Raw genomic sequence first — 12975 nt, forward strand, 5'->3', positions numbered from 1 at the left:
TTATTATGAATTTTAAAATTTCTTTAGTAGTTCCGATGTATAATGAGTCGGATAATATAGGTTACTTCTATGAACGAATCACTAGTGTGTTGACAGATTATATTTTTGAAATAATATGCATAAACGACGGAAGCAAAGATTCTACCTTAAATAAACTAAACGAACTTGCTAGTAAGGACAAAAGAGTTAAAGTTATTGATTTATCACGAAATTTTGGCAAAGAAGTAGCTATGAGTGCGGGGCTCAAATACGCCCAAGGAGATATCATCATTCCAATTGATGCTGATTTACAAGATCCTCCCGAGTTAATACCAGACATGATAGAAAAATGGCAAGAAGGATATGATGTCGTTTATGCAACAAGAATTATTAGAGAAGGGGAAACCTTTTTTAAGAAAGCTACGGCCAGCATCTTCTATAAATTTATTAGAAAAATCACCAAAATTGACATTCCGGCTGATACTGGGGATTTTCGTCTTATGTCGAGGCAAGTAGTTGACGCGGTTAACGCATTACCAGAGAGTCACAGATTCATGAAGGGTTTATTTAGTTGGGTAGGATTTCGTCAGATTAGTATCCCTTATCAACGCGAACCCAGATTTGCAGGAAAAACAAATTTCAATTATTGGAAACTTTGGAATTTTGCAATTGAAGGGATTACTTCATTTAGTTTTGCCCCTCTTCAAATTTCCATGTATATGGGTTTTTTAGTCTCTATTGCTGCTTTAATTTACGCTTTCTACTTAGTGGTAGACACATTATTGTTTGGTAACTCAGTGCCAGGTTATCCTTCTCTAATGGTTGCGATCTTGTTTTTTGGGGGTGTGCAGTTAATAACATTGGGAGTAATCGGAGAGTATGTCGGCCGGATTTACGGTGAAACTAAACGACGGCCCTTATTTTTGGTTAGGGAAACTATTAATATCGAACTATCTGAACAAGATAAATAAAAGCAGGGTAGAGTTTATGAAAATACTCATTAATTCTGAGTTCATCAGATTTTTAATTGTTGGTGTAATTAATACAATTGTCGGTCTGGGAACTATCTATTTACTCTATAATATTGTTAACCTAAATTACTGGATTTCTACAAGTTTGGGGAATATTGCGGGGGCTGGTTGCAGCTTCTATCTAAATAGAAAATTTACTTTCAAAGTAAGTGTGTGGCAGTATAGGCAAATATATAAATTTGCAGTCATAACGTTGGTTTCTTATTTTGCTTCCTATTACTTGGGATATCTATTAATCATATTTATGCAACAAGTTCAGTTAAAGGGAATATTATATACTATGGGAATTGATAATATTTCAATTTTGTTGGCTTCTGGTTTATATACTATTTTCAATTACATCGGTCATAGGTATTACACATTTAAATGATCTTATTTATAATGATCAATTCTTAGGGGAGGTCTTTATGAAACTTCTTGTCACCGGTGGTGCCGGATTTATTGGCAGTAATTTTGTCATGTATATGCTGCAGCAACATCCAGATTACCAAATCGTCAATGTGGATGCACTTACGTATGCAGGCAATCTGGAAAATTTGAAATCGATTGAAGGTAACGCCAATCATACTTTTGTAAAAGCGGACATTACGAATGCCCAGGCGATTGATCAGTTGATGCAGCAGGGGATTGATGTTGTTGTGAACTTTGCCGCAGAATCCCATGTGGACCGCAGTATCTTGGAGCCGGAAGTATTCGTGAAGACGAATGTGCTTGGTACACAGGTACTCCTGGATGCGGCAAAGAAATACGGTGTGACTAAATTCGTTCAAGTTTCAACGGACGAGGTATACGGCACCCTGGGTGAAACAGGGCTGTTTACAGAGGAAACTCCACTTCAGCCTAACAGCCCATACTCGGCCTCCAAGGCGGGCGGGGATCTGCTGGTTCGTGCTTATCATGAGACGTTTGGACTTCCAGTGAATATTACTCGCTGTTCCAATAACTATGGCCCATACCAGTTCCCGGAAAAGCTCATCCCGCTGATGATTTCCCGCGCGTTGAGTGATCAGCAACTGCCTGTATATGGTGACGGCTTGAATATTCGTGACTGGTTGTACGTGGAAGATCACTGCAGCGCAATTGATCTCGTTATTCATCAAGGCAAGATCGGTGAAGTCTATAACATCGGCGGCAACAATGAGCGCACTAATGTGCATATCGTAAAAACTATTCTGGCAGAGCTGAGCAAGCCGGAATCGCTTATTGCCTATGTAGAAGATCGTCCGGGGCACGACCGTCGTTACGGTATTGACCCAACCAAAACAATGAATGAGCTTGGCTGGAAGCCTAAACATTCGTTTGAAACAGGCATCAAAGAAACCATTCGCTGGTATTTGGATAACAAGGAATGGTGGACACGAATCCAATCTGGTGCCTATCAGGAATACTATGCTAAACAATATGGCTCCCGTATGGGGGATGCCTGAGATGAAGGTGCTGGTAACCGGGGCGGGAGGTCAGCTGGGAAAAGATGTTGTTCGTGTTTTGACCGAAAAGGGTCATGATGTGCTGGCCTGTGATCGGAATACATTGGATATTACGAATTTGGAGCAATCTATCCAGGTTATTCAAAACTACACCCCTGATGTTGTTATGCACTGTGCGGCTTACACTGCTGTAGATGCCGCCGAGACTGACGTGGACAACGCTTACCGCGTGAATGCAGCAGGCAGCCGTAATATGGCGTTGGCAGCAGAGAAGGTCGGTGCCAAACTGATCTATGTTTCGACAGATTATGTTTTTGACGGCAGTTCGTCTGACCCTTATCAGGAATATGATAACACCAATCCGAAATCGGTTTACGGTAAATCCAAACGGGCGGGAGAGGTGCTGGTACAGACGCTGTCTTCCCGCTACTTTATTGTCCGGACTTCTTGGGTATACGGACTGCATGGTCATAATTTTGTGAAAACGATGCTTAAGCTTGGACAGGAGAAGCCGATTTTAAAAGTGGTTGATGATCAAAAAGGCTCGCCTACTTACACAGTCGACTTAGCCCGATTTTTATTGGAACTGATGATGACTGAAAAGTACGGCATTTACCACGCCTCCGGCAGTGGGTCATGTACCTGGTACGAGTTTACCAAGGCCATTTTTGAGGAAGCTGGTCAAATTTTGCAGCTAAGCATCAATACAGAGCTTCTGCCTTGTTCCACTGAAGAGTTTCCAAGACCTGCACCGCGTCCGGTTAACTCTGTCATGGATCATTTATTCATACGGGTGAATGATTTGACGGATTTCAGGCCTTGGAGAGAAGCATTGCGAGATTTTCTTAGGGAACTTGCTTTAGCTCAAGAAACAGTATAAGCAACCTAATTTTAATCCTCCATACACATGGGGGATTTTCTTTTTAAGCAGTTATTGGCAGCATCAGAGCAATGTGTTGGGGGGAGCGTCAGATGGTTGGTTGAGTAAATGGCGTAAACGCTTGAATCGATTTATTAACGGCAAAAATCACTACATCCTAAGCAAGCAGGCACAGGAGTTTGTTGTAACCTTCAAGGCTTTGCTGCCCCAGAATCATTATAAAGATATCTTGGAATTCCAGCATTATTACAGCAAAGGTTTGGCTGCACGTATCCGGTACATGATCTATACACCCTTCTATAGGCAGTCGTTTATGGACAATCTGATATATAAATTTGTGTTTGTCATAAAAAAATTATAGTTCATTCAAGATTAGTGGAACTTTTGCTTGGCTGAAAGCGTCTATAAAATAACAGCAAAGGCCAACGAATACATGTTCTTTTATGGAAAAATATAGTACAATACAATTAGCACAACCAAATCTAGGCTCGCAAGGGCGGTCGGCTATCTTCCCTGACAGGGGGTGGAGCCTGTGACAGTGTATGAAGCGCTCAGCTTGATGCTGACGTTTGGGGCGTTTGTCGTCACACTGTTATTTTCGGATAGACGGAAATAGACCGCCCTATAGAGGAATGGTCTATTTTCGGTCCTTATTGACTTTGAAGCCGCCCGCTCTTGCATTGGCGGTTGTGCCTTGGACCGGCTGCCACCGGTCCTTTTTCCTTATACATCTTACCACGAAGGTTTTTACTCAATCAACAGGCTATTGTGTATGAACAAGCCCTTTTTAGCGCGCTGAGGCCAATATATGTGCTATAATGACGTTAGATTTCAATTTTTGTCAGGAGAGCATGATTCATGGATGTAAGCATTCTGATCGTTAACTACAACACGCGGCGTCTTACCTTGGATTGCTTGCAATCTGTGTTTGCTTCCCGTACGCATTACCATTATGAAGTCATCGTGATTGACAATCATTCCGTTGACGGTTCTGTCGAGGCTATACGGGAGGAGTACCCGCAGGTAACGTTAATCGCCAACCAGGAGAATACAGGCTTTGCCAAAGCGAATAATCAAGGGATTAAAGCATCGCAGGGCCGTTACGTACTGCTTTTGAATTCCGATACGATCGTACAGCCGGATACTCTTGAAATGATGATTGAGCTGATGGACAGCCGCCCTGATTTGGGAGCGGCAGGCTGTAAAGTAATATTACCCGACGGTTCGCTGGATAAAGCGTGCAAACGTGGATTTCCGACGCCCTCGGCATCGTTTTATTATGCCTTTGGTTTCTCCAAGCGTTTCCCGAATGAGCCGAAATACAACCAATATCAGCTAGGTCACCTGGATCCGGACGATGAATATCTTGTAGATGTGCTGGTTGGCGCCTTTATGCTGATTCGGCGCGAAGCCATCGACCAGGTCGGTGGGCTGGATGAGACCTTCTTTATGTATGGCGAGGACATCGACTGGTGCTACCGCATCAAAGAAGCCGGCTGGGGTATTTACTATTATCCGCGCACATATATTGTTCATGTCAAAGGAGGCAGCGCACGCCGCCGCCCTTTGAAAATTATTTATGAGTTTCATAGAGCGATGTGGGTATTCCATCGTAAGCATTACAGCAAGAAATACGGCATCATTACGAACACGGCGGTTTACATGGGCATTGCGCTGAAATTCCTAATGGCCCTTGTTCAGAATAAATTAACGCCTCCGTCCAAACCGGACGGACGAAGCGAAGAATCACGTACTGAGGTGAAAGCATGATTCGCAGAAATCAGCGGTATCTAACCCAATTATATATTTTGGCTGATATAGCGGTTATCCAGTTGTCTTTTCTTCTGGCCTGGTTCCTCAAATTTGAGAGCGAGTGGATTTCCCATGAAGAGCCGCTTCCGATGGAAGTGTATTGGGGATGGAGCCTGATCTATGGGATGATTGCTATAAGTATCGGCATTATGGTGGGATTGTATACCACGACCCGCAAGAAGAGATTTGCTGACGATGTAATCAAGATTGTGCAGACACATTTCATAGGTCTGTTCGTTCTTTTGAGTGTTATGTTTTTCGTTAAACAAATCGATATTTCAAGATCTTACCTTGCCATCTATATGGTAGGCAACCTTTTCTTTATCCTACTGTACCGTTATTATGTGAAAAGGGTGCTGAAAGCGTTCCGCCAAAAGGGCTACAACAAGCAGTTTATGCTGATTCTCGGTGCAGGATCGCTGGGCCGGCAGTTTTATGACAATATGAAAAATTACCCTGATCTCGGTTATGAGATCGTTGGCTTTCTGGACGACTATCGGACGTGGGATGAGGAGGACGCAGAGCATTATCGCCCGATCCTCGGTACGCTGAATGAGTTGGAAGACACGCTGAATCGCATGATGATTGATGAAGTGATTCTGGCGCTGCCGCTTGATGCACATGACAAATATCCGAAAATCATCAACCTGTGTGAGAAGGCTGGCGTCCGTGCACTGATTATTCCGGACTTTTTCGACTACTTGCCTTCCCGTCCATACTTTGATAACTTTGCCGGCATGCCGATGATCAATGTAAGGGATATCCCTTTGGATGTGGCGGCCAATCGGTTGTTCAAGCGCACGTTTGATATTGTGTTCTCTTTAGCCGCTATTATACTAACCTTACCGGTGATGATGGCCGTGGCGATTGGTGTGAGACTGACATCGCGCGGACCGATTATTTTCAAGCAGGAGAGAGTTGGTTTGAATCGGCGCCCGTTCTATATGTATAAATTCCGCTCGATGAAGATCCTGCCTCCGGGAACGGAAGATACCGGCTGGTCCACCAAAGATGACCCGCGCCGTACGAAGTTCGGTACCTTTATCCGTCGTACCAGCTTGGATGAGCTGCCGCAGTTCTTCAATGTTTTGCTGGGACATATGAGCGTTGTTGGCCCGCGGCCGGAGCGCCCGTACTTTGTGGATCAGTTTAAGGAAGAAATTCCGAAATACATGGTGAAGCATCATGTGCGTCCGGGTATTACCGGTTGGGCACAGAGCAATGGACTGCGCGGAGACACCTCCATTGAGGAACGCATCCGGCATGATATTTTCTATATTGAGAACTGGTCGCTCTTATTTGATATTAAAATTATCTTTCGCACGATCCGCAACGGATTCAAAAACGCCTACTGAAAAAGGGGAGTCCCAAAGGTTATTAGACCTGGGACCCCCTTTTTTTGTATGGTATGAAACGGCCTTGAGAACGAGTCATGCCTCATAACCGCTACCCCCATACCCTTTTTGTTAAGTTATACACATAACACGGCACACATGAGCAATTCCCCGAAGAAAAGTTATGCACAAAAAAACAGGGAAGAAAGGCCTTTTCCACATGAACTCACAGCTTATCAACAAGTTATTCACATTTATCCACAAACAAACCTTTTGTAATCCACAGACTTACTCACATTTACCCACAATTTATTAACAAGCTGTTTATATATGTTTGATTTTATGCACGGTCGCTTGAAGCTCAGGGGATGTCTGGGGAAATCAAGGTTGTTTCGGCTGAGAATGCACAGAGGAGTGCGGCACAGGTTATATGCTTAATATTTAACATGGTTAATAGTTTCCTTTCGTTTCATTAAATATGAACTGTTATTTGGTAATTATGGTAAAACACTTCGAAGTTACTTTCCAGAGAAGGTTTGTAACTCTTATTGCCAGCTTTGTGGCCTGAATCGCAGTTGGAAATCTGTTCTCATCTCATACGAACATTGACACCTCTTACGCGCTGACATAGACTTAGCTTAGATGCTTTTGCTGCCTAAGATGGACGGCTTATAATAAGGGGCGTTTGCCAGTGAAGGAATGGATTGACGGTCATGGCGGCGGGCTCTTTTTGCCGTGTTCAATCGGTGGGTAAAATGCGGTAAATGCTGGAGGAATGAACTTTGATGGAAGTGGTAAAGCCCTGGAGGCATGTGTTCAAATTAGACCCTGAACGGGAGCTGGGGGAAGACGCGCTTGAAGCCGTGTGCATGTCCGGTACGGATGCAATCATGATCGGGGGATCATCCGGCGTTACGTATGACAATACAGTGGATTTGATGTCTCGTGTCCGGCGTTATGAACTCCCGTGTGTGTTGGAGGTGTCTGATCTGGAAGCTGTGGTTCCGGGGTTTGATCTTTATATGATCCCGATGGTGCTCAATACCACCGACAGTGCCTGGACGACGGGGCGTCATCGGGAGGCTATTGAGCGTTACGGTTACTTGATTCCGTGGGAGGCGCTTATTCCTGAGGGATATATTGTGCTTAATCCGGACTCGACGGTCGCGAGGCTGACTGGAGCAGATACGGATTTGAGTCTTGCTGCTGCTGAAGCCTGTGCTCATGTGGGAAGCAAGTTGATGAATTTACCGGTGATTTATGTCGAATACAGCGGAACCTTCGGAGACCTGCAGCTTGTAGAGCGGGTACGGCGCGCTTCCGGGCAGGCGAGAGTTTTTTACGGAGGCGGCATCCGAGATAGGGAGACGGCTGCTCAGGCAGCTTCTGTCAGCGATACGATTGTCGTAGGCAACATTATTTATGAGAATTTGACGAAAGCACTCGAGACTGTCGAAGCGGTCCACAACAAATGAAATTACAGGGGAGGAGCATGCAAGCATGCAGCCGATAAATATACACGAGGCGGTCGCACGGTTAAATACGCAGCAGCGGCAGGCGGTTGAGGCTACGGAAGGTCCTCTGCTCATTATGGCGGGGGCGGGAAGTGGCAAGACCCGCGTGCTGACGCATCGGATTGCTTATTTAATTGCTACCCGCAAGACACCGCCGTGGGGAATCCTCGCGATTACATTTACCAATAAGGCGGCCCGGGAGATGCAGGAACGTGTGTCTAAGCTTGTAGGGCCGGAAGGGCGCGACATTTGGGTATCCACCTTCCACTCCATGTGTGTGCGGATTTTGCGCCGGGATATTGAACGGATCGGGTTTACATCCAATTTCAGCATTCTGGATTCGACCGATCAACTGTCGGTTATTCGCGGTTGCATGAAGGAGTTGAATATCGATACGAAGAAATTCGAGCCTAAAGCCGTGCAGGCGATGATCAGCACCGCGAAGAATGAGCTGGTAACGCCGGAAATGTATGAACGCAAGATTGGAGACTACTTTGAAGGCGTTGTGGCGAAAGTATATACTATGTACCAGAAGCGTCTTAAGAGCAATAACTCTCTTGATTTCGACGATTTGATCATGTCGACGATCCAGCTTTTTCAAGAAGTGCCGGAAGTGCTCGATTTTTATCAGAAAAAGTTTCAATATATTCACGTGGATGAGTATCAGGATACGAACCGTGCGCAGTACATGCTGACACGCATGCTGGCTGATAAGCATCACCGTATCTGCGTGGTGGGTGACAGCGATCAGTCGATCTACCGCTGGCGTGGGGCTGATATTAGCAACATTTTGAATTTTGAGGAAGACTATCCGGAAGCGCGCACCATTCTGCTGGAGCAAAATTATCGTTCTACCTCCAACATTCTAAATGCGGCAAACGAAGTTATTTCGCAGAACAGTGGGCGAAAACCGAAGAAGCTTTGGACCGATAAGGAAGGTGGCGCCAAGATCAAGGTCTTCCAGGGAGATTCCGAGCATGATGAGGGTTACTTCGTGGCCTCCGAGATCCTGAAAAATGTCAAGGCAGGCAAGTCCTATAGCCATCATGCGATTCTATATCGGACCAATGCCCAATCACGGGTAGTTGAGGAAATTTTGATCAAGTCGGAAATTCCGTATCAGATTGTGGGCGGTATTAAGTTCTACGACCGTAAAGAAATCAAGGATATTTTAGCCTACCTGCGGTTGTTGTCGAATCCTGATGATGATATCAGTCTTACACGGATCATTAATGTTCCCAAAAGAAGCATAGGTGATACGACGGTGGCCAAGCTGGCAGGCGCCGCGGCTGAGCGTGGGACCTCCATATTCCGTGTGCTGCAGGTAGTGGATGATCTGGGATTTGCGGGCCGTACCCGGAATGCCCTGGTGGAATTTTACGATATGATCGACGCGCTGAACCGGATGGTTGAGTACTTGTCCGTTACCGAATTGACGGAAAAAGTGCTGGAAATGTCGCAATATCGTCTTGAGCTGCAAAATGAGAATACGCTCGAATCCCGTTCCAGGTTGGAGAATATTGATGAATTTCTGTCGGTAACGATGGAATTCGAGAAAAATAATGAGGATAAATCGCTGGTCTCCTTCTTGACGGATCTGGCCCTGATCGCGGACATTGACAGCATGAATGATGCGGATGAGGAGCAACAGGATACGGTCACACTGATGACGATGCACAGTGCGAAGGGGCTTGAGTTTCCGATCGTGTTCATTGTAGGGATGGAGGAAGGGGTATTCCCGCATAGTAGGGCCTTTCTCGATAATGAAGAACTGGAGGAGGAACGGCGGCTGGCTTATGTGGGAATTACACGTGCCGAGCAGCAGCTTTTCCTCTCTTGTGCCCAGACGCGTACCCTGTTTGGTCGCACCACAGCGAACCCGCCCTCTCGCTTCCTTAATGAGATTCCGGAGGAGCTCAAGGAAGACACGATGATTGCCCGTGATCGGTACCGGCGTGGCGGTAATGTTGGTGGCTCCTATGGCGGCCGTGGATTTGGGACCGGTGGTGGTGGCAACTTCGGAGGGGGACGTTCGCTTGATACGATGAGCCGCAGTGGCTCTACCGCCTCGGCATCTGCGGCTTCACGAGTGACGGTATCAACACCATCTGCCGCATCAAAGAATACAACAGGCGGCTCGTTCGCGGCGGGCGACAAGGTGCAGCATGGCAAGTGGGGTATTGGTACCATCGTTGCCGTGAAAGGAACGGGTAATGATATGGAGCTGCAGATTGCCTTTCCGGCCCCTGTAGGGGTCAAACGACTGCTCGCCGGCTTCGCCCCGATCACCAAGGTTGAATAAAATAATTCGGGGTAAATCATGCAAGAGCGGCGGAGACCCAAGTTTCTGCCGCATATCCTACGAATAAAGAATGTATAAGTTTTCAGCGAAGCTGGAGCATGCTTTAATCATAAGACAAACTTCCGCCTAAGCGGTCTACCTACTTTTCTTATAACGGAGGGATTGCCCTGCATGGATTCGATGCCCAAAATGGAAGAGCTTATAGCGGAGTTGAATCGGTACAATTATCATTACTACACCCTTGATGAGCCCGTGGTCAGTGATAAAGAGTATGATGCTTTGTATGACCAGCTTGTCGCTCTTGAACAAGAGAGCGGCGTTGTATTGCCGGATTCACCGACTCAGCGCGTCGGAGGCGAAATACTGAAGGGTTTTACACCTCACCGTCATCTAGCTCCGCTGTGGAGCCTGGATAAAGCGCAGAATCCGGAGCAGCTTCGCTCATGGAATGCCCGAGCAGTCAAGCTGATGAACGACTACAACACGAAGAATCCGGACACCCCGCTCCCGCCGCTCGGGTATGCACTGGAGCTGAAGTTCGACGGCTTGACGCTGAATCTCACCTACACGGACGGCAAGCTGGTTCAAGCTTCAACGAGAGGCAGTGGCATCGTCGGTGAAGGGATTCTGGCTCAGGTGAAGACCATTAAATCGGTGCCTCTGCAAATCCCTTTTACAAACGGGACGATAGAGGTGCAGGGCGAGGGCATTATGAACCTGTCGGTGCTGGCCAAGTATAATGAGATGGCGGCCGAGCCGTTAAAAAATGCACGCAATGCGGCTGCAGGAGCCCTGCGCAACCTGAATCCTAAGGTTACCGCCGAGCGAAAGCTCAGTGCCTTTTTCTATAATGTAGGTTATACGGATGGTATCCGTTTTGCTAATCATCAGGAGATGATGAATTTCCTGCGCGAAAATTATTTCAAGGTCAATCCGTATGTAACGTATTTTGATGAATTCGATGACGTCATGGAGCAACTCGCAGAGATCGAAGCTGGCCGTTCTAAACTGGATTATCTTATTGATGGGGCAGTTGTCAAAATTACCGATATGCGTACACGGGAAGTGCTTGGGTATACGGATAAATTTCCGCGTTGGTCCGTGGCTTACAAATTTGAAGCAGAAGAAACGACAACGGTGTTGAAAGCGGTGATATGGAACGTTGGACGCACAGGGAAGGTCACTCCGCTTGCCAAAGTGGAGCCAGTTGAGCTGGCCGGAGTAACCGTTCAGAACTGTACGTTGAACAATGCCGGGGATATCGAACGGAAAAATCTTAAGTTTGCCTTGGGCAGCCGTGTATTTATTCGCCGCTCGAATGATGTCATTCCTGAAATTCTCGGTAAGGTAACTGAGGAAAAGGATGGTGAAGAGATCATTTTCCCAGACCATTGTCCGGCTTGCGGATTTCCGCTGGTGCAGCGAGGAGCTCATCTATTTTGCGACAACAAATTAGGCTGTAAGCCTCAGATTGTGGCGAGGATTTCCCATTTCGCATCCAGGGATGCCATGGATATTGAAACGTTCAGTGACAAGACCGCCATTCAATTGCATGATGGGCTGGAGGTAAGAGAATCTGCTGATTTGTATACCTTGAAATTCGATCAATTGATGAAGCTGGAGCGTTTCGGGGAGAAAAAGGCGAATAATTTGCTTGAAGCGATAGAGAAAAGCAAGGAAAAGGATCTGGCCTCCTTCCTCTATGCCCTTGGGATTCCGAATACCGGTAAAGCAACTACACGTATGCTCGCTGATCACTTCCGTGATTTGCACAAAATTATGGATGCTACGGCCGAAGAATTGATCGAACTGCCGGATGTCGGGGGAATTGTGGCGGAAAGTATTGTTGCGTTTTTTGCCGATCCGTTTACACGGGCCGCTATCGATAAAATGCTATCGTTGGGCGTGCAGGCGAAGGCTCCTGCCGAACCGGCCATCGTTAAGACGGACAGCTTCTTTAGTGGGAAGACGGTTGTACTTACCGGAACGCTGCATCAGTTAACCCGTGACGAGGCAGCCTCCCGCCTGCAGGCACTTGGTGCTAATGTAACAGGTTCAGTTTCCAAGAAAACGGATCTGGTCATCGCGGGTGAAAAGGCTGGCAGCAAACTAGCCAAGGCCAAACAACTGGGCATAGATACGATCGAGAGTGAAGATGAGTTCTTAAAGCTTCTAAGTGGTGAGCAAGGAGTGTAAAGTTACTAGTGGCCTGTTTTTTTGACAGGCTGCTTTTCTATATTCGCATTTGGTGAAATGCTACTGCACGAAAGGGAGTAAAGAGGCCTATAATTTAAACACAAAAAATGCTTGCTATGTGAATGAAAACATGGTACATTATTAAATGTCGCTTCTGGATGGTGTTTTATAAGTTGCTAATACTTTTAAATGAAACATCGAAAAAGTTGTTGACGATAGAGTCGTTATATGGTAAGATAAGATTCCTGTCCAGAGATTCAGCATATGGGCAGACAAGTTCCTTGAAAACTGAACAAATGGATGATGCAAAACATTGAGATATTTTATCTCGTCAGATTCAAAATGAGCTTATCGCTCTTACAATCGATCATCTTCGGATGGTCTTTCATGGAGAGTTTGATCCTGGCTCAGGACGAACGCTGGCGGCGTGCCTAATACATGCAAGTCGAGCGGACGGATGAAGAAGCTTGCTTCTTCAGAAGTTAGCGGCGGACGGGTGA

At 46.2% G+C, this 12975-nt stretch carries 11 protein-coding genes and 1 rRNA gene; all 12 read left to right on the top strand.

The genetic code is table 11. The annotated features are described in order from the left end of the window. Positions 1-5 precede the first annotated feature (5 nt). A complete protein-coding gene (locus tag OIN60_RS07000) occupies positions 6-950 on the top strand; it encodes a glycosyltransferase family 2 protein (RefSeq protein WP_305754143.1) in 945 nt (314 codons plus the stop codon). A gap of 16 nt (positions 951-966) precedes the next feature. Next, the gene (locus OIN60_RS22585; protein WP_370872411.1) at positions 967-1380 is read left to right on the top strand and encodes a GtrA family protein; all 414 of its coding nucleotides are present in this window, start codon (positions 967-969) and stop codon (positions 1378-1380) included. A gap of 37 nt (positions 1381-1417) precedes the next feature. After that, positions 1418-2437, top strand: a complete 1020-nt coding sequence (gene rfbB, locus OIN60_RS07005; RefSeq protein ID WP_305754144.1) for a dTDP-glucose 4,6-dehydratase — start codon at positions 1418-1420, stop codon at positions 2435-2437. Position 2438: 1 nt separating this feature from the next. Continuing rightward, complete coding sequence (gene rfbD / locus OIN60_RS07010) at positions 2439-3317, top strand: dTDP-4-dehydrorhamnose reductase (protein WP_305754145.1); 879 nt, start codon at positions 2439-2441, stop codon at positions 3315-3317. Positions 3318-3417: 100 nt separating this feature from the next. Then, positions 3418-3678, top strand: coding sequence for a hypothetical protein (locus OIN60_RS07015; RefSeq protein WP_305754146.1), 261 nt, complete (start codon positions 3418-3420; stop codon positions 3676-3678). Positions 3679-3855: 177 nt separating this feature from the next. Then, positions 3856-3933, top strand: a complete 78-nt coding sequence (locus tag OIN60_RS22590) for a putative holin-like toxin (protein ID WP_370872414.1) — start codon at positions 3856-3858, stop codon at positions 3931-3933. A 242-nt stretch (positions 3934-4175) separates the two neighbouring features. After that, the gene (locus tag OIN60_RS07020; protein ID WP_305754147.1) at positions 4176-5087 is read left to right on the top strand and encodes a glycosyltransferase family 2 protein; all 912 of its coding nucleotides are present in this window, start codon (positions 4176-4178) and stop codon (positions 5085-5087) included. Further along, entirely contained in the window at positions 5084-6484 is a 1401-nt protein-coding gene (locus OIN60_RS07025) for an undecaprenyl-phosphate glucose phosphotransferase (RefSeq protein ID WP_305754148.1), read from the top strand. The genes OIN60_RS07020 and OIN60_RS07025 overlap by 4 nt, the downstream gene beginning before the upstream one ends. Before the next feature lie 761 nt (positions 6485-7245). Then, positions 7246-7938, top strand: coding sequence for a heptaprenylglyceryl phosphate synthase (pcrB, locus tag OIN60_RS07030; RefSeq protein WP_305754149.1), 693 nt, complete (start codon positions 7246-7248; stop codon positions 7936-7938). A gap of 25 nt (positions 7939-7963) precedes the next feature. After that, the gene (gene pcrA / locus OIN60_RS07035; RefSeq protein WP_305754150.1) at positions 7964-10279 is read left to right on the top strand and encodes a DNA helicase PcrA; all 2316 of its coding nucleotides are present in this window, start codon (positions 7964-7966) and stop codon (positions 10277-10279) included. A gap of 171 nt (positions 10280-10450) precedes the next feature. Next, complete coding sequence (gene ligA / locus OIN60_RS07040) at positions 10451-12475, top strand: NAD-dependent DNA ligase LigA (protein WP_305754151.1); 2025 nt, start codon at positions 10451-10453, stop codon at positions 12473-12475. Positions 12476-12859: 384 nt separating this feature from the next. After that, positions 12860-12975 (top strand): 16S ribosomal RNA (locus OIN60_RS07045); the annotation flags it as partial.

The organism is Paenibacillus zeirhizosphaerae (assembly GCF_030705605.1).
Taxonomy (GTDB): Bacteria; Bacillota; Bacilli; order Paenibacillales; family Paenibacillaceae; genus Paenibacillus; species Paenibacillus zeirhizosphaerae.